At 61.1% G+C, this 15,970-nt stretch carries 14 protein-coding genes and 4 pseudogenes; 8 read left to right on the plus strand and 10 right to left on the minus strand.

Annotated elements, in window-relative coordinates:
* Positions 1–62 precede the first annotated feature (62 nt).
* The 6 genes and pseudogenes from XW59_RS23230 to XW59_RS23255 all read right to left on the minus strand — a co-directional run bounded on the left by XW59_RS23230 (position 63) and on the right by XW59_RS23255 (position 5,020).
* Complete coding sequence (locus tag XW59_RS23230; protein WP_137327082.1) at positions 63–1,007, minus strand: hypothetical protein; 945 nt, start codon at positions 1,005–1,007, stop codon at positions 63–65.
* Positions 1,004–1,859 (minus strand): annotated as a pseudogene (locus tag XW59_RS23235) (DUF899 domain-containing protein). The gene XW59_RS23230 and the pseudogene XW59_RS23235 overlap by 4 nt, the downstream one beginning before the upstream one ends.
* 98 nt (positions 1,860–1,957) lie before the next feature.
* The gene (locus XW59_RS23240; protein WP_047148096.1) at positions 1,958–2,686 is read right to left on the minus strand and encodes a DUF899 family protein; all 729 of its coding nucleotides are present in this window, start codon (positions 2,684–2,686) and stop codon (positions 1,958–1,960) included.
* 66 nt (positions 2,687–2,752) lie between these two features.
* Positions 2,753–3,970: an MFS transporter gene (locus tag XW59_RS23245; RefSeq protein WP_047148097.1), complete on the minus strand. Its 1,218-nt coding sequence runs from the start codon at positions 3,968–3,970 to the stop codon at positions 2,753–2,755.
* 46 nt (positions 3,971–4,016) lie between these two features.
* Positions 4,017–4,724, minus strand: coding sequence for a thioredoxin family protein (locus XW59_RS23250; RefSeq protein WP_047148098.1), 708 nt, complete (start codon positions 4,722–4,724; stop codon positions 4,017–4,019).
* Positions 4,725–4,726: 2 nt separating this feature from the next.
* Entirely contained in the window at positions 4,727–5,020 is a 294-nt protein-coding gene (locus tag XW59_RS23255; protein WP_047148099.1) for a hypothetical protein, read from the minus strand.
* A 106-nt stretch (positions 5,021–5,126) separates the two neighbouring features.
* On the opposite strand from XW59_RS23255, the gene XW59_RS23260 reads away from it, so the two are divergent.
* Both XW59_RS23260 and XW59_RS23265 read left to right on the plus strand, forming a co-directional pair.
* A complete protein-coding gene (locus tag XW59_RS23260; protein ID WP_047148100.1) occupies positions 5,127–6,347 on the plus strand; it encodes an HTH domain-containing protein in 1,221 nt (406 codons plus the stop codon).
* Between the two features lie 9 nt (positions 6,348–6,356).
* Entirely contained in the window at positions 6,357–6,995 is a 639-nt protein-coding gene (locus tag XW59_RS23265; RefSeq protein WP_047148101.1) for a PQQ-binding-like beta-propeller repeat protein, read from the plus strand.
* A 108-nt stretch (positions 6,996–7,103) separates the two neighbouring features.
* Here the strand turns inward: XW59_RS23265 and XW59_RS29700 are convergent.
* A pseudogene (locus XW59_RS29700) lies at positions 7,104–7,221 on the minus strand (VapC toxin family PIN domain ribonuclease); the annotation flags it as partial.
* 233 nt (positions 7,222–7,454) lie between these two features.
* Between XW59_RS29700 and XW59_RS23275 the strand changes: the two are divergent.
* Both XW59_RS23275 and XW59_RS23280 read left to right on the plus strand, forming a co-directional pair.
* The gene (locus XW59_RS23275; RefSeq protein WP_047148102.1) at positions 7,455–7,874 is read left to right on the plus strand and encodes a DUF2231 domain-containing protein; all 420 of its coding nucleotides are present in this window, start codon (positions 7,455–7,457) and stop codon (positions 7,872–7,874) included.
* Complete coding sequence (locus tag XW59_RS23280; RefSeq protein ID WP_047148103.1) at positions 7,867–9,372, plus strand: sorbosone dehydrogenase family protein; 1,506 nt, start codon at positions 7,867–7,869, stop codon at positions 9,370–9,372. Before XW59_RS23275 ends, XW59_RS23280 begins: the two co-directional genes overlap by 8 nt.
* Before the next feature lie 11 nt (positions 9,373–9,383).
* Here XW59_RS23280 and XW59_RS23285 read toward each other — a convergent pair.
* Positions 9,384–9,644, minus strand: a pseudogene (locus XW59_RS23285) (transposase); the annotation flags it as partial.
* Between the two features lie 75 nt (positions 9,645–9,719).
* Between XW59_RS23285 and XW59_RS23290 the strand changes: the two are divergent.
* Entirely contained in the window at positions 9,720–10,745 is a 1,026-nt protein-coding gene (locus tag XW59_RS23290) for an IS110 family transposase (protein WP_047148105.1), read from the plus strand.
* A 333-nt stretch (positions 10,746–11,078) separates the two neighbouring features.
* Here XW59_RS23290 and XW59_RS23295 read toward each other — a convergent pair.
* Positions 11,079–11,766, minus strand: a pseudogene (locus tag XW59_RS23295) (IS630 family transposase); the annotation flags it as partial.
* A 428-nt stretch (positions 11,767–12,194) separates the two neighbouring features.
* Positions 12,195–12,872, minus strand: a complete 678-nt coding sequence (locus XW59_RS23305) for a GntR family transcriptional regulator (protein ID WP_047148107.1) — start codon at positions 12,870–12,872, stop codon at positions 12,195–12,197.
* Between the two features lie 151 nt (positions 12,873–13,023).
* Here XW59_RS23305 and dctP point away from each other — a divergent pair, with 151 nt between their 5' ends.
* From dctP to XW59_RS23320, 3 genes are all read left to right on the plus strand, one after another.
* Positions 13,024–14,004: a TRAP transporter substrate-binding protein DctP gene (gene dctP, locus XW59_RS23310; RefSeq protein ID WP_047148108.1), complete on the plus strand. Its 981-nt coding sequence runs from the start codon at positions 13,024–13,026 to the stop codon at positions 14,002–14,004.
* A 67-nt stretch (positions 14,005–14,071) separates the two neighbouring features.
* Entirely contained in the window at positions 14,072–14,620 is a 549-nt protein-coding gene (locus tag XW59_RS23315; protein ID WP_047148109.1) for a TRAP transporter small permease, read from the plus strand.
* A complete protein-coding gene (locus XW59_RS23320) occupies positions 14,620–15,936 on the plus strand; it encodes a TRAP transporter large permease (RefSeq protein ID WP_047148110.1) in 1,317 nt (438 codons plus the stop codon). Before XW59_RS23315 ends, XW59_RS23320 begins: the two co-directional genes overlap by 1 nt.
* Positions 15,937–15,970: the final 34 nt, after the last annotated feature.

Here is a 15,970-nt window from a genome sequence, read left to right on the forward strand (position 1 = left end):
ACCTCCTGATATGCTCAAAGTGAGTATAAACAGGCATATGCTTACTTTGAGCATAAGAAGAGTCAAGCCTTAGCGATGGGCAATTTCGTGCCTGCGACAGTTCGTTCCACCAGCACGGCGGGGCGGAAGCGGAACAGCTTGGCGGGGCGCCCGCCGGTCTCGGCTGTGGTCTTGCCGGTTTCCTCGACCAACTCCTGCTGCTCAATGAGGCGACGGAAATTCTGCTTGTGAACCGGCCGGCCGGCGAGCGCCTCGACGGCGCGTTGCAGGTGGAGCAGGGTGAAGACCGGTGGCATCACCTCGAACACCACGGGTCGATATTTGATCTTGGTGCGGAGCCTGGCGATGCCGGTCGCCAGGATGCGGCGATGGTCGACCGCCATCTGGTTGCCCGGCACCGTTTCATCGCGACCAGCCTCGCGGTTCCGCCGCGCTTCAGGCACCAGGCCCGCTTCATAGAGCAGTTCATAGCGCTGCAGTACCAGTTCCTCGTTCCAGGCGCGCCCGTCGAGCCCAAAGCAAAGCGCGACACGTTGCCAGCGTTCCTCACGGTTGCCCGCGCCGGCCTCGTCGGCCCAATGCCTCAATCGCGGCAGGATGGTCTGCTCGATCACGGGCGGCTGCGCCGTGCGGTGGTCTTCCCACGGAAAATAGCCGTACCAGCTTCGCCAGTCGCGTTTCGACTGGTACTCGGTGTTTTCGTCGCGGGTGAGGCCCAGATAGCTGATCGAGATCGCCCGGCGCGCATGGTCTTCGGCCATGCGGTCGCGGTCGGCGAAGGTGTAGAGTTGCTCGACATAGCCCAACGGATGGCCCGTCTGCTGTTCCACCCAATTGCGCAATCCCGCCTGCAGCGACCGGTGCCCGAGTTCGAACGGTCCCGATGGCAGCGCGCTTCCCCGGCTGATGGTCAGAGCGACTGGCTGACCATCGATTATAGCGGTTACAACGGCAATCAGCTCGACCTGTACGTCGTGGCGTTGATCGGTTTCGTCTTTCGCGTTCATCCGTATCGCACGGCCCCTGTTTCTGAGCGTCGTGGTGCAGGATGTATCAGGAGGAAGGAGAGGGCGAAACTGCGGTTCCGCAACGCCCCCTCGCCGATATTTGACGCCTCGACCCACCTAAACTTTATCACGATCAGGATCCGTCATCGCATCGTCATGCCAGATCCACCATTCGTAAGGTGGGGTCTGAGGATAGCCCTTGGCCGAGTCTTCCCACGTCTCTTGGCGACCAAGTGCGGTGATGTCGAGGTAGTTCCAGGTGTTCCCCATTTGCTCGTCGCCGCGGCCGTTGATGAAGCCGGTGCGGAACACGACGTCGCCGTCACGGATGAACGCGTTCGTGCCGTGCCATTCGTCCACGCCGAAGTCGGCATCGAAATCGTCCGTCAACGTGTACCACGGGATATGTTCCCAGCCCATCTTTGCCTTTAGGCGCTGAAGGTCGTCTTGCGACCCGCGCGAGACGAAGGCGAGGCTGGTGTCGCGGGCGCCCAGATGTGCCGGATGCGCGACCTGATCGGCGACCATGGAGCAGCCGATACAGCCGCGTTCCGGCCAGCGCCCGACGCCGGGCTCCATGAAAGCGCGATAAACGATCAACTGTCGGCGGCCATCGAATAGGTCGAGCAGACTCACGCGGCCATTCGGCCCTTCAAAGGCGTAATCCTTCTCGACCGCCAGCCAAGGCATCCGCCGGCGTTCGGCGGCCAGGGCGTCGCGGGCCCGCGAATGCGCCTTTTCCTTCACGTGCAACTCCTCCCATGCGGCCTTCCACTCCTCAGCCGACACGACTGGCGGAGTCTGCATTCCGACCAGTTTGTTTCCTCGGTCATTTTCAGATGATGTGGTCATGGTTCTCGATCCTCCAGGTTAGGTGCGTTCGAGCCGAGATCTCACGTGGTCTGTTCGGTGCTGCTCGCATTGAAGCAACAACGTCAGCCGTTGTCCGCTCACAAATTGTCGGAATGTCCCGACTCCAAGCGACGCCATTGAGAAATGGGCCGGCCATCGCGACGAAACGGATGGTTGGTTTCTCCCCAGTGCTGTGGCCAGCCGGCGGGCGAATCTTCAAAATCCTCCTGCCGCCCATAGACGGTCAGGTCGAGCAGACGGTAACTGTTGTCCATCGCCTCGACGCCGCGCCGGGTCGTCCAATAGGTCTCGAACACGTCGGATCCGCGCCGCAAGTAGCAAACGAGGTGCATCATTCCGATGCGGCGGCCGACCAGCAGCGTGCCGAGCGAATCTTGGGCCGAGTACCAGGGCATCTTCCAACCCATGAAGTCGCGGTATCGCAAGCTCTCCTCAAACGACCCCTGGGAGAAAGTGGCGTAAGTGACGTCGCGGGAGTGAATATGGGAGAGTTCGCGCACCTGCGTCGTGAAGAAGGTGCAGCCCTCGCATTGCTCGGGCGCCGGCTGGCCATCGAACCACATGTAATAATACGCGATGAGCATTTGGCGCCCCTCGAAGGCATCGAGCAGCGTCGTAGCTCCATTTTCGCCTATGAGCGGCGTGGCGCCATCGACTCTAACCATCGGCAGCCGCCGACGAGCCGCTGCGATCGTGTCGCCTTCTCTCATGTGTGCCTTCTCTCGAACCCGCAATGCGTCCAATTCTGCTTGGAATGTGGCGCGATCGACGACTTCAGGGGCTGCATAGTCCATCTTCTGGGGCATGATCGTCTCCTCTTGGTTCTGAATGGAAGTGAAAGGGTGCGGCCGCGGTAGGCGCCGCACCCATGTTCACTCGGCAGGGGCCAAAGCCGAAGCAGAATCCTGCGAAACCCCATCGGGGCCCCGTTGCGTTGCGATGAGTACAGCCGCAAGAATGGCACAGGTCGCGGTCACATAGAGTGGAGCGCTCGTCCCAACGAGATCCATAGCGATACCGCCAGCGATGGCACCCAGAGTGACGCCGAACTGAATGACGGCCAGAAAGAGCCCACCCACGCCCTCGAGCTGATCGGGCGCGGCGCGACCCATCCACGTCTGGGTCATCACCGGTCCCGCGCCTATGGCTATGCCCCAGGCGGCGGCGAAGACGAGGATCGCAATGTAAGCGCTGTCGAGCGTCAACAGGCCGACCGTAGCGATCGCCAGAACCAGGAACGTGGCGCCAAAACCGTCGCGCAACATGCGATCGGCGAATACGCCCGCGATTCCACTCCCCGCCAGACTGGCTAGGCCGAGGGTCAACAGAACGGCGGCGATGGCAGTTGGATCGAGCTTGCCACTCGTTTCCAGATAGGGCCGCATGAAGGTGAAGCCGCTGACTTCGCCTCCAAAGAACAGCAGTCCAACGACCAGTCCCACCCGCACAGGTCGCCGTTTCAGCAGGCCGAACAGGCTCGAAAGACTCGTTGCGTTTGTCGCCGGCACGCTCGGCAAGCAGACGATCTGCAACAGCAGCGCGAGCAAACCGCACCCGGCCGCGGCCGTGAATGCCGCTCGCCAGCCGAACGCTTCTCCGATCAGGGTGGCAAGCGCCGGAGCGACAACGAGCCCCGCCGAGAGCCCCATGAAGACGATCGACATGCCCTTGCCCATGTCCTCCATGGTGACGAGCCGGACGACAGTTGCGCCAGCCAGGGCAAAAAATCCGCCGATGGCCACGCCCAGGAGCATGCGGGCGACCAGCAGCACGAAATAGTCGGATGTGAAGGCTACCGCGATGTTGGATGCGATCACCAGGGCGCAGAGGGCCAGATTGATCAGCTTGCGATCCAGGCGGCCGATGATGAGTGCCACTGTGGGCGCTGCGATGCCGGCAAACAGCGCCGTGAGGGTCACCGCCTGACCGGCGGCGCCTTCCGTAACACCGAGATCGGCGGCCATTGGCGTGAGTACTGCCATGGGCAGTAGTTCGCTGCTGATCAGAGCAAAGCTCCCAAAGGTAAGGGAAACGACTGACAGCCAGGTCGATATCGGCCATACGCTGCTCTTGGGGACAGTTTGGGACATCTTATCCTCCTAATTCGATTGCCGCGGCTGCTGGCGGCGCGCGTAACTATTCTGCTTGCGGGTACTCATCATGCAGACGAAGCCAGCTCATGGTGCCTCCGGTCTCGTTGCGGCCCCTGGGCGTTAAATCGAGCCAGTTGAAGGCGCCCATCAGCAGTTCGGTGCCGCGGTGATAGGTCGAATAGGTATGGTAGATGTCGCCATCTTCGTCCTTGATGAAGACGCTGACGCCGAACATGTCCGGGGACTTTTGGATCCTGATCTTGTCGTAGTTGTAGAACGCGCGGCCGGCGGCACGATCTGCCTCGGTAAACGACACGCCGAAATCATAATTGAAGTCGCCGTCTCCGGACGAGATCCAGCGAAAGGCCCAGCCCATCCGGGCCTTCACCTGCTCGATCCGCGCGATCGGCGCCCGTGATATCGCGGCGAAGGCCAGGTCGGCCTGCTCGAAATGCTGCCGCGCCGCATCGACGTGATCCATCGTATACGAGCAGCCTGGGCAGATATGATCCGAGCCGGGCGTGAGCATGAAGTGATAGATGGCGAGCTGGCTGCGATCGCCGAACAGGTCAGTCAAGGTGCATTTGCCGTCAGAGGCGTCGAAGACATAGGATTTTTCGATCTTGAACCATGGAAGACGCCGGCGTTCGGCGCGCAGGGCGTCGAGCGCATGGGTCATCTCGAGCTCCTTGGCCAGAAGCGCCTTGCGCGCCGCAAGCCAGTCTTCGCGTGAAACGATGGTCGGATGCATGATCAGTCCCCTTGAACCTGCGGGTTGGGTCGAGTGAATTGTCGCGAGAGAGCGGAAGCGAGCTTCAGCCAGGGCGACAGGTGGAAAAAGCTCATCAGCAGGTACATCCACACCATGCCGCCGATCGGCAGAATGCCGGTTCCCGACGCGCAAATCATCGCTTGCATGTCATTCGTCGAAATCCAGGCCATCGAAGCGAAGGTTGGCGAAGCTGCAAGAGCGAGCCAGCCTCCAGCATCGCGTGACTGCTGGGTATCGGGAGGGCGTTTTCTTGCTAGTATGGACGTCGTCGTCATTTCGAACTTCCAGTTGAGTTTCGCCGATACTTTTCGGCGCTGAACCTGACAAAGATGTACTGCTGACGAGCGGGAGAACGTGAGTAACAAGTGTGACAGGATTTGAATGGACGCTCTGACTACCGCCGCGGCGCGCGCGCTCGCGGCGGGCGATCCGCTCGCGGCGCTCAAGTACATCGCCTTACGCGACGATGCCCCGGCGCTTGCCCTGCGCGGCATCGCCATGGCGCAGCTCGGCGACCTTGCGCGTGCGAAAGAGCTGCTGGCAAACGCGGCGCGCGCTTTCGGCTCCAGGGAGCCTATGGCGCATGCGCGATGCAACGTGGCCGAGGCCGAGATTGCATTGGTCTCGCGCGACCTCGGCCGGCCTATGGAGGGGCTCGGCGCTGCCCGGTCGACACTGGAGGCGTCTGGAGACCTCGCGAACGCCGCGCATGCCGGCTATCTCGCAGCAAGGCGCTTGCTGTTGATCGGCCGTCTCGACGAGGCGGAGCGGATACTCGACGAACTTGATGTGGGTGCGTTGCCGATGACATCGCGAGCGGGCTTCGAGTTGGTGGCCGCGGGCATTGCGATGCGCCGCATACGCGCGAAATCGGCCCGTGAGGCGCTCGTTCGCGCAGAAAGTGCCGCGGCCGCCATCGGCAATGCTGCATTAAAGGCTGAAGTTGATCGGGCTGTGCAGGCCTTCGAAGCGCCTGCCGCGCGGCTGGTAGCGGGCGATCGGGAACGGCTCCTTCGGCTTGAGGAGGTCGAGGCGCTGATCGCATCGGATACGCTCGTCATTGATGCGTGCCGGAATGCAGTGCGTGCCAAGTCAACCATCGTTTCTCTGGCCAGTCGCCCAGTTCTATTCGTACTTGCCCGACTGCTCGGTGAAACTTGGCCGGAAGATGCATCGCGGGAAGAGCTTCTCGTCCGCGCCTTTCGCGCCCGGGAGGCAGATGAATCGCATCGTGCGCGACTGCGGGTCGAGATCGGGCGCTTACGCGAGGCGATCAGACCCCTGGCGGAGATACACGCCACCGAACGAGGGTTCGTATTGGAACCATATGGGCCCGGCGCGGTCGCGGTGCTTGCCCCGCCTGTTGAAGACGAGCATGGCGAAGTGCTGGCACTTCTCGCTGATGGCGAGGCCTGGTCAAGCTCCGCGCTGGCGCTGGCGCTCGACGTCAGCCCGCGCACGGTGCAGCGCGCGCTCGACACACTTGCGGAAAACGGCAAGGCGGAATGGTTTGGCCAGGGACGCGCACGCCGTTGGATCGCCGTGAGCGTGCCGGGTTTCCCGACAAGCTTGTTACTCCCCGCCATCGGCGTCGTGGGCTAGGATGAGCACATGAAACACACAGCCGCCGAAATCATTCGTGAGTATGGTCCCTTTCCTGGAGTGGATCGCGTCCATGGGGTCAGCTTTGACGGCCACCAGGTTTGGATGGCGACAGGTGCCAAGCTGGACGCGTTTGATCCGGACAGCGGGGAGATATTGTGCTCGCTCGATGTTGCTGCCGATGCCGGTACGGCGTTCGATGGCGAGCATTTGTTCCAGATCGCGGAGGCGGTGATCCGCAAGATCGATCCAAAGACCGGCGAGGTGCTCGCCACGATCCCGGCGCCAGGCGATGGTGGAGATTCCGGGCTTGCCTGGGCTGAAGGCTCGCTCTGGGTCGGGCAACATCGCGGACGCAAGATCCATCAGATCGATCCCGAGACGGGAAAGGTGTTGCGCACGATCGAATCCGATCGCTTCGTCACCGGCGTCACCTGGGTCAACGGCGAGCTCTGGCATGGTACGTGGGAGAACAACGTAAGCGATGTCCGCCGCATTGATCCTTCGAGCGGTGAAGTGCTGGAGCGATTGGATATGCCTGCAGGGACCGGGGTGACGGGCCTCGAGTCCGATGGCGGCGATCGCTTTTTCTGCGGGGATGGAATCATCCCCAGGGTGCGCTCGATCCGCAGGCCAAGGCGAACTTAAGTAGCCATGTGAGGCGACAAGAAGCCCCTGGACGGATTTGTTCACTTTTTGCGCGAGAAACGGCTTGAGATGGGATCGGGGGTTCCTTTCGAATGTATCGCGTCGGGAAGATTGCCTGCTCGGGATCAGATGGAGCATAGCCTTGCCGCCCTTTCGCTGCGGGCGATAATTTGCGGTCAAAGGTTGCGAGTTGGCCTCCATGATATTTGGCAAGCGCAAGCAGATAGGCCCTCGCCAAGGCTCTGGCGAGCATCGGAAAGAACGGTGCGACGCTGAAGGTGCCGCATCGGCCGAATGATCGTGTGAAAACCGACCACCGCGATGCGCAGACACTGGCCAGGCTTTGCGCGCGAGGCTTCAATTCCGGAGCCGTTGCCAAAAAACGCGACCGCCTTGGAACCAATAGCTTCGACGATCGTATGAATTTCGTGTCGAGATTCACAAGGCGGCGAGAGATTTATGACCGAATACCAAACATTGCGATATTCATCCTCGCCTGTGCATTCGATCTATTTAGCTCTCGTCGCCTTTCCCATTGCCTGCTTCAGCCTCACCGTTCTGAGCGACATCGCCTATTGGCAGACATCCAACCTGATGTGGCTACATTTCTCGGAATGGCTGCTACTGGCAGGCTTGGTGTTCGGCGTCCTTGCCGCTGCCGTGCGGGCTTTGGACTACCTTCTCTACAGAACGAGGCCTGTTTGGCTCGCGGTGCTCGGTGGAGTCGTTGTCTTGTGCCTGGCAGCCCTCAATAGCTTCGTCCACACGGCGGACGGTTGGACTGCGGTCGTTCCATATGGCCTCATCTTATCGATCGTGACCGTGCTCGTGATGATTGTCACAGGGTGGCTCGGCTGGAGGGGAGGGCGCCATGCTTAGGAACTCGCTGCTTCGAGGAACCACACTCGCGAGCGTTTGCATCGTTCTCGTTGCCTGCGGCTCCGAAGACTTCGACACAACCCAGCAGATCGGTCCTGATCCGGTACTTCCAGAACCCACGCAAAGCCTCTGGCCAGACCTCAAGGTTGCAGAGGTGGTGGGATGGCAGGAAGGAGAAACGCCGACCGTTCCCGACGGCCTTGTCGTTACCCCCTATGCGCGGGACCTGGCCAATCCACGGACGGTTCACACGTTGCCGAACGGTGATGTACTGGTTGTCCAGTCCAAAGCGCCGCCCGGCAAGCCCCTCAATCGCCCCAAGGACATCATCCGCGACTACATCATGGCGATGGCGGCGGGAAGCGGAGGCGAGGAGCAGGAAACGAACCTCATCACGCTTCTGCGCGACACAAATCGAGATGGCGAAGTCGATGAGCGCGTCGACCTTCTGACTGGCCTGACGTCGCCGTTTGGCGTCGCATGGCACGACGGAACGCTCTATGTCGCGGCGGCCGATGCAATTCTCGCGTATCCGTACCAACTCGGCGACACGGAAATCACTGCCGAACCTTCCGTCCTCACGCCGCTTCCCGGTGGTCCGATCAATCATCACTGGACCAAGGATCTGGCTCTGAGCCCCGATGCTCGCTTCCTCTACGCGTCGGTGGGCTCGAATTCGAACGCTGGCGAACGTGGCCTCGAAGCCGAAAAAGGGCGCGCCGCGATCTGGCAGGTCGACAGAGAGACAGGCGCCTCGAGGGTGTTCGCGTCGGGACTGCGTAATCCCAACGGGCTGAACATCCATCCCGAAACGGGAGAGCTTTGGACCGTTGTCAACGAGCGTGACGAACTCGGCCCCGACCTTGTCCCGGACTATATGACCTCCGTGCAAGACGGTGGCTTCTACGGGTGGCCATGGAGCTATTACGGTCAGCACGTCGACGAGCGGGTACACCCACCTCGGCCAGATTTGGTCGAAACCGCGATATCGCCCGACTATGCCTTGTCCAGCCACGTGGCTGCGCTCGGTCTGGCCTTCACCAACGACTCCGCCATGCCGGAAGAATTTCGCGCCGGTGCCTTTGTCGGTAACCGCGGAAGCTGGAACCGAAACGCATTCAACGGCTACAAGGTGATTTACGTCCCGTTCGAAGATGGGAAACCATCCGGAACGGCGCAGGACGTGGTGACCGGGTTTCTCGATGGCGACAGGGCGAGGGGGCGGCCAGTCGGGCTAGCGATCGACGGTACCGGTGCGCTTCTTATCGCTGACGACGCAGGCAACACCGTCTGGCGGGTGGCCGCCGCCGATGGCTCGGTCACGCCTGAGCCAATTCCAACGGACCGGGTGTCGGTCGAGGCTCCGCCTGTGGAAGGCGCAGTCGGTCCCGGTGGTGCTCCTGCTGAAGGATCGGTCGCTGCGGAACCACCTCAAACCGACATCGCACCAGCGGTATCGCCCGAAGACGGTGCACAAGAGCCGCCAAGCGAGAATTAGGCTAGACCGTTTCAGGTTTTGACGGAAGCGTAGCCTGCATTGATGAGATAGTTTCGGCATTCGTCAGGCTCGATGGTCGAGACGAGATGTCCGAGATGCCGCCATGTGTCGGTGATCGTTCGTTTCTGGGCGTGGCGCATCCAGTGTTTGATCTTGGCGAAGGCTTGCTCGATGGGATTGAGGTCGGGGGAGTAGGGCGGCAGGAACCAGAGCCTGGCCCCGGCCGCGCGGATCATCTGGCCGACGGCGACCGACTTGTGTGAACCGAGATTGATGGGGTGGACGCCCCCTGACGGCATCGCTGTGCCAAAGTGGTGTCGTTGATCATCACTTGAACGGAGGCGTCCATGTTGAAAGTTAGCACAATCGGGTTGGATCTGGCGAAGAACGTGCTCCAGGTGCACGGCGCGGCTGCATCAGGAGCTGTGCTCTTCCGCAAGAAGCTGCGCCGCGACCAGGTGCTCAAATTTCTTGCTTCGCAGCCGGCTTGCACCGTCGCTATGGAGGCCTGCGCCAGCAGCCACTACTGGGGGCGCGAGATCGCAAAGCTGGGACATGAAGTGCGGCTCATTGCGCCAGATTACGTCAAGCCTTTCGTGAAGCGGCAAAAGAACGATGCTGCTGACGCCGAAGCGATCTGCGAAGCAGCCCAGAGGCCGACTATGAGGTTCGTGGCGGTAAAGAGCGAGGAGCAGCAGGCTGCTGCGATTGTGTTTCGTGCCCGCGATCTTGTGGTGCGTCAGCGGACCCAAACCATCAACGCGATCCGCGGCCATCTGGCCGAATTCGGGATGGTAGCGGCGCAGGGCCTCTTTCACGTCGCCAAGCTCGTGGCGGCGATAGAGGACGACCGCTCCGGCATCCCTGAGATGGCCCGACCGATCCTGCGCCTGCTTGTGGAGCAGTTGCGATTCCTGGACGAAAGGGTGGCGCGGCTGGATCGGGAGGTCGCGCGGCGCGCCAAGGAGGATGCAGAAGCCCGACGATTGATGACCATCCCTGGTATCGGACCGATTACCGCGACGGCTATTATTGCGTTGGCCCCTTCGGCCCAAACCTTCAAGAAGGGGCGCGACTTCGCGGCATGGCTCGGTCTCACACCGCTGCAACGATCCTCAGGTGGAAAACAGAAGCTCGGAGAGACGTCCCGCATGGGCGAGCGAACCCTGCGCCGGCTGCTGATCATCGGGGCTAGCGCTGCCGTTCGCTGGGCCATGCGAAAGGGCTCTACGGCGGATCCCTGGCTCTCGCGCATGCTTGAGCGCAAGCCGCCCATGCTGGTGATCGTCGCCTTGGCCAACAAGACGGCGCGTATTGCATGGGCCTTGATGGCCAAGGGCGGGGCCTACCGAGTACCGGCCTTGGCGGGATAGTCCGCTCCCTCGAGCGGACTGCCAAAGTGTGAGAAGGTCAAACGGAGAGTATGGCGCAACGGTCAATGAGACGGGATCGGGAAAACCAGATCATGGATACGCGCCTTGAGCGCGCGAGGTTGAATTGGACCCGCTCCGCGAACTCCCATACGGGCCCGCGGCATGTGATGGCCGCATCAGAGGCCGGACACATGTCAGCACCAGACCACGCTCCGAACTCTTCAAAAGATTCTTCTTGCGCCAACGGGGGCGTCCACACATGCGCCAACGGGGGCGTCCACACATGCGCCAACGGGGGCGTCCACACATGCGCCAACGGGGGCGTCCACACATGTCCATGACGACGGTGTCTCCGGGTTCGAGCACGGGCACGAGTTGCTGCTCGACATAGGCACGGAAGCATTGGCCGTTGATCGGTCCGTCGAAGACGCAGGGCGCCGTAAGACGATCACACCGCAGCGCGCCGATGAAGGTCAGTGTGCGCCAGTGGCCGTGTGGGGCGAAGCCCCGCAGACGTTGGCCCTTAGGCCCCCATCCTCTGAGCGGTGCCATGTTGGTCTTGACCCACGTCTCGTCGATGAAGACCAGCTTGCGCGGATCGAGGCCGGTCTGCCAAGCGCGCCAGCGCCGCCGCCGCCGCGCGATGTCGGCGCGCGCCTGCTCAAGGGCGAACAGCGTTTTTTTTGAACCGAAGCCCCTCGCGCCGAAGGAAGCGCCACACCGTGTCGTGCGAGACCTTCACGCCACGCAGTGCCAGTTCGTCCTTCAGTCGATGCAGCGACAGATGCGCTTCCTGATTGATGCGCTCGATGATGAACGCACGGTGCGGCTCCAGCACGCGCTTGCGGTGCCCGCCCATCTTGCCGGGCGCAACCGACCCGCTCGCGCGAAAGCGCTGCGACCACTTCACCGCCGACGAAGCCGCAATGCCGAACCGGGCCGCCACAGAGCGACAGCTTTCGCCAGCCTCGACCGCCGTCACAACCCGTTCACGAAGATCCCTGGAAAGAGATGCCGTCATCAGATGCTGGCCTCCAATCCAGCAAGCATCTTGAATCACAAAACACACCAAATCGGAATCCCAAATCGATTCCATCAATCACTGAAACGGTCTAGTGATAAGGCGCTATATGCGAACAAGGAAGTCGCCGTCGGCATGGCGGTTGGAATCGCAACAGGCGCGGCCATCGGCTCGAGCACGGATGATATCGGAATTGGGGTTGGCGTCGGTCTGGCACTTGGCCTTGCCCTCGAACGCCTTGGAGACCTCGACATCGACACACCCGAAGGTCGCGCGATCTTTCTCGCGGCACGCCGTCGAAACATTCGGTTAAGCCGCGGGCATGGACTGAGGAGCACAACGCGGACACTGGTGGCGGGTTCGCTTTCCCGCTGCCGAGGAGGATAACCTCCGCGCGTGCGGACGAGGCATACGATTGCTTGCGATCCTCATCGGGGTACTTCAGGTTCCGTCCGCTGCGTGGCCCGTCGGTAGTTGACGATCAGATCGTTGAATTTGCCTCCTTGCACGGCGACGTGGGAGCGCAATGTCTCCGATGCGATCTCGGCGTCGCCGTCGATGAGGGCATCGAGGATCCTGCGATGTTCCGCCAGCGATTGCGCCATGCGCCCGCGCACTTTCAATTGCAGGCGCCGGAACGGCTTCAGCCGGCGGTGGAGCCTCGCCGCCTCGCCGGCGAGAAACGCATTGCCCGACGCTTCGTAGACCAGGTGATGGAAGGTCTCGTTGGCCCGATAGTAGATGTCGATGTCGTCGTCCGCGACGGCTTGCTCGCATGTTGCGACCGTTTCGGACAATCTCGTAATCAGGACCGGGGTCATCCGACGGCTGGCAAGCCGCCCGCAGAAGGCTTCCATTTCCGCCATCACCTCGAACATCTCGATCAGTTCCTCGAACGCGGGGTGGCGGACGAACGCACCGCGGCGTGGCTCCAGGCTCAAGAGGCCGGACGCGGCAAGCGCCTGAAATGCCTCGCGAAGAGGCGTTCGAGACACGTCGAAACGCTGAGAGAGTTTAACCTCATCCAGCCGCTCGCCATTGTGGAAGACGCCCTCGACGATCATCTGTTCGAGTTTTTCGCGAACCGTGTCCGAGCGACTGCTCATCTACATTTCCTATTCTTGATCACGTGCAACAACTCCATTCTTGCATACAAAATAGTTGACATAAAATGCAATCAACGATCTGATCGCGTCAGGATGCGAGATCGGGAGGCACTCTGCCCAAATTGTTGGGAAATCTCTGGGAGGAGAAACGATGCTGAAATCTCTTGCGGCGACAGCCGCCATATCGATTGCCGTGTGCATGAATGCCGGCGCCACGGAATTGCGACTTTCGCACCAATTCGCCCCGAACGACATACGCCACAAGATCGCGCAGATGGTCGCCGACGACGTGGAGGCGGCGAATGTCGATCTTTCGATCAAGATCTTTCCATCGAGCTCGCTGTTCAAGGCGAACGAGCAATACATCCCACTTACACGCGGCCAGCTCGACATGACCGTTTTCCCGTTGTCATACGCCGGCGGACAGCGGCCCGAATACAATCTCACCCTGATGCCCGGCCTCATCAAGGATCATGATCACGCTGCGCGAATGAACACCAGCCCGTTCATGAAGGCGCTCGAGGAGATCATGGCCGAGGACGACGTCATGGTTCTCGTCCATGGCTATCTGGCGGGTGGGTTCGCTTCCAAGGAAAAGTGCATCACCAAGCCCGAAGACGTGAAGGGCATGACGGTGCGCGCGGCCGGCAAGGCGTTCGAGCAGATGCTGGAGGGGGCGGGCGCCTCGATTTCGTCCATGCCCTCGTCAGAGGCCTATAACGGTATGCAGCAGGGCATTCTGCAAGCGATGAACACGTCCTCCTCGTCCTTCGTTTCCTTCAGGCTCTACGAGCAGGTCGACTGCTACACGCCGGCATCGGACGTTGCGTTGTGGTTCATGTACCAGCCGATGCTCATCAACAAGACGACATTCGAAGGGCTGACGCCGGAGCAGCAGGAAGCATTGCGTACCGCAGCCCAGAAGGCGGAAGCCTTTTATCTCGAGGAGGCGAAGAAGGAGGATTCGGCGTCGATCGAGCCATTCCAGAAAGCAGGCGTGGAGATTGCGAAAATGACGCCTGAGGACTTCGATGCCTGGAAGAAACTCGCCGAGGAAACATCCTACAAGGCTTTCCTGACCGAGGTTCCGGAGGGGCAAAAGTTACTCGATATGGCGTTCGAGGTTCAGTGATCCGGACCACCGGGCGCATCGCCGTCGGTGCGCCCGAAAAGCCAACGCGTAATCCTGGAACATCGCTATGGACAGTCAGATTTCGGCCACCGGAATCCGCAGGGGTTCTCATCCTGTATTGAACTTGATCGGCGCTATCTCCACCTTGTGCGGCTGGTTTGCCGCGGCGCTCATCGTCGCGTCGATCTTCGTCACGTGCCAGATGGTCTTCGTGCGATACGTACTCGGACAGTCGACGATCTGGCAGACGGAGGCGGTCATCTACATGATGATCGCCACGACGACCATAGGTCTCGCCTATGTTCAGCGGCTTCGCGGACATGTCAATGTTGACCTGGTTCCCGCCATGTTGCCGATCCGAGCACGGCGCGTCCTGGCCTATGTGGTGCTGATCCTCACCATCGCGATTGTCGCGACGATCGCCTGGTACGGACTGCATGCATGGTACGAGGCGTTCACGCGCAACTGGAAATCAAGCACCGTTTGGGGCGTTCGCCTATGGATTCCATGGCTGGCTTTGCCCGTCGGATTTGGTCTCTACCTACTGCAGCTGCTTGCTGATCTTGCCGCGCTCTATCTGCGGATCGATGAACCCTTCAGTCTGGAGCAGCGCTGATGGATCCCCTGACGCTTGGCCTTCTTGTGGCCGCTGCCACGATCGTCGTCTTGTTTTCGGGCGCATCGGTAGCCATCGGCCTTCTGGTCGTATCCGCCTTCTTCCTCCTCGTTTTCGACGGAACGCGTTCGCTTCAAATGCTTCCCGAGGTCTATTTCGCCGATCTCAACAGCTTCACCATGCTGTCGATCCCGATGTTCATCATCATGGGCGCCGCCATCGCCTCGACGCGTGCGGGCGGCGACCTGTTCGAGGCACTCGAGCGTTGGATGACCCGGGTGCCGGGCGGTCTGGTGGTTTCCAATCTCGGCGCCTGCGCGCTGTTCTCCGCCATGTCCGGATCAAGCCCCGCGACCTGCGCCGCGATCGGCAAGATGGGCATTCCGGAAATGCGAAAGCGCGGCTATTCGGACGAGGTTGCCGCCGGGTCGATCGCTGCCGGCGGTACGCTCGGCATCCTCATTCCGCCATCGGTCACGATGATCGTCTACGGCATCGCGACCGAGACGTCGATCGGCCGGCTTTTCCTCGCGGGCGTCCTGCCGGGAATCATGCTCGTCGGGCTGTTCATGGCCTGGACGATCTACAGCACTTGGAGGAGCGGGGCCTTCCATCTCCTTTCGCAGCGTCGATACTCGCTCGCGGAACGTCTGGAGATCATGCCGCGCGTCGTCCCATTCCTCCTTGTCATCCTTGGCGTGCTCTATGCGATGTATGGGGGCGTGGCCACGCCTTCGGAAACAGCGGCTATCGGCGCGCTGCTTTGCTTGCTCATGGCAATCGTCATCTACAAGATGTGGCAGCCCGCAGCGATCTGGACGGTGCTGCGCGATTCGACCAAGGAAGCCGTGATGATACTTTTCATCATCGCGGCGGCCGGCGTCTTCGCCTATATGATGTCATCCCTGTTCATCACGCAGTCGATCGCCCAGTGGATCGCGGAACTCGATGTCAACCGCTGGGTGCTGATGGCGGTGATCAATCTGTTCCTGCTGGTCGCCGGCTTTTTCCTTCCGCCGGTCGCTGTCATCCTGATGACCGCGCCCATCTTGATGCCGATCCTCACCGCGGCGGAGTTCGATCCCTACTGGTTCGCCGTCATTCTCACGATCAACATGGAAATCGGTCTGATCACGCCGCCGGTCGGCCTCAATCTCTATGTGATCAATTCCATCGCGCCGGATATATCGCTGAAGACGATCCTTAGGGGATCGCTGCCTTATGTACTGTGCATGGTGGCCGCCATCGTAATCCTCTGCTTCTTTCCGGGGATCGCGACCTGGCTGCCGGATATGGTGATGGGACCGGCGATATAGCAACGGTACGAGGGCGGCAGGCGCCACTGCCGTT

Origin of the sequence: Aquamicrobium sp. LC103 (genome assembly GCF_001014615.2) — a bacterium.
Classification (GTDB): Bacteria; Pseudomonadota; Alphaproteobacteria; order Rhizobiales; family Rhizobiaceae; genus LBCQ02.

Bases quoted from the DNA above. Each gene is read 5' to 3' on its own strand.
- XW59_RS23230 (WP_137327082.1), bottom strand. From the start codon at position 1,007: ATGAACGCGAAAGACGAAACCGATCAACGCCACGACGTACAGGTCGAG.
- XW59_RS23240 (WP_047148096.1), bottom strand. From the start codon at position 2,686: ATGCCCCAGAAGATGGACTATGCAGCCCCTGAAGTCGTCGATCGCGCC.
- XW59_RS23245 (WP_047148097.1), bottom strand. From the start codon at position 3,970: ATGTCCCAAACTGTCCCCAAGAGCAGCGTATGGCCGATATCGACCTGG.
- XW59_RS23250 (WP_047148098.1), bottom strand. From the start codon at position 4,724: ATGCATCCGACCATCGTTTCACGCGAAGACTGGCTTGCGGCGCGCAAG.
- XW59_RS23255 (WP_047148099.1), bottom strand. From the start codon at position 5,020: ATGACGACGACGTCCATACTAGCAAGAAAACGCCCTCCCGATACCCAG.
- XW59_RS23260 (WP_047148100.1), top strand. From the start codon at position 5,127: ATGGACGCTCTGACTACCGCCGCGGCGCGCGCGCTCGCGGCGGGCGAT.
- XW59_RS23265 (WP_047148101.1), top strand. From the start codon at position 6,357: ATGAAACACACAGCCGCCGAAATCATTCGTGAGTATGGTCCCTTTCCT.
- XW59_RS23275 (WP_047148102.1), top strand. From the start codon at position 7,455: ATGACCGAATACCAAACATTGCGATATTCATCCTCGCCTGTGCATTCG.
- XW59_RS23280 (WP_047148103.1), top strand. From the start codon at position 7,867: ATGCTTAGGAACTCGCTGCTTCGAGGAACCACACTCGCGAGCGTTTGC.
- XW59_RS23290 (WP_047148105.1), top strand. From the start codon at position 9,720: ATGTTGAAAGTTAGCACAATCGGGTTGGATCTGGCGAAGAACGTGCTC.
- XW59_RS23305 (WP_047148107.1), bottom strand. From the start codon at position 12,872: ATGAGCAGTCGCTCGGACACGGTTCGCGAAAAACTCGAACAGATGATC.
- dctP (WP_047148108.1), top strand. From the start codon at position 13,024: ATGCTGAAATCTCTTGCGGCGACAGCCGCCATATCGATTGCCGTGTGC.
- XW59_RS23315 (WP_047148109.1), top strand. From the start codon at position 14,072: ATGGACAGTCAGATTTCGGCCACCGGAATCCGCAGGGGTTCTCATCCT.
- XW59_RS23320 (WP_047148110.1), top strand. From the start codon at position 14,620: ATGGATCCCCTGACGCTTGGCCTTCTTGTGGCCGCTGCCACGATCGTC.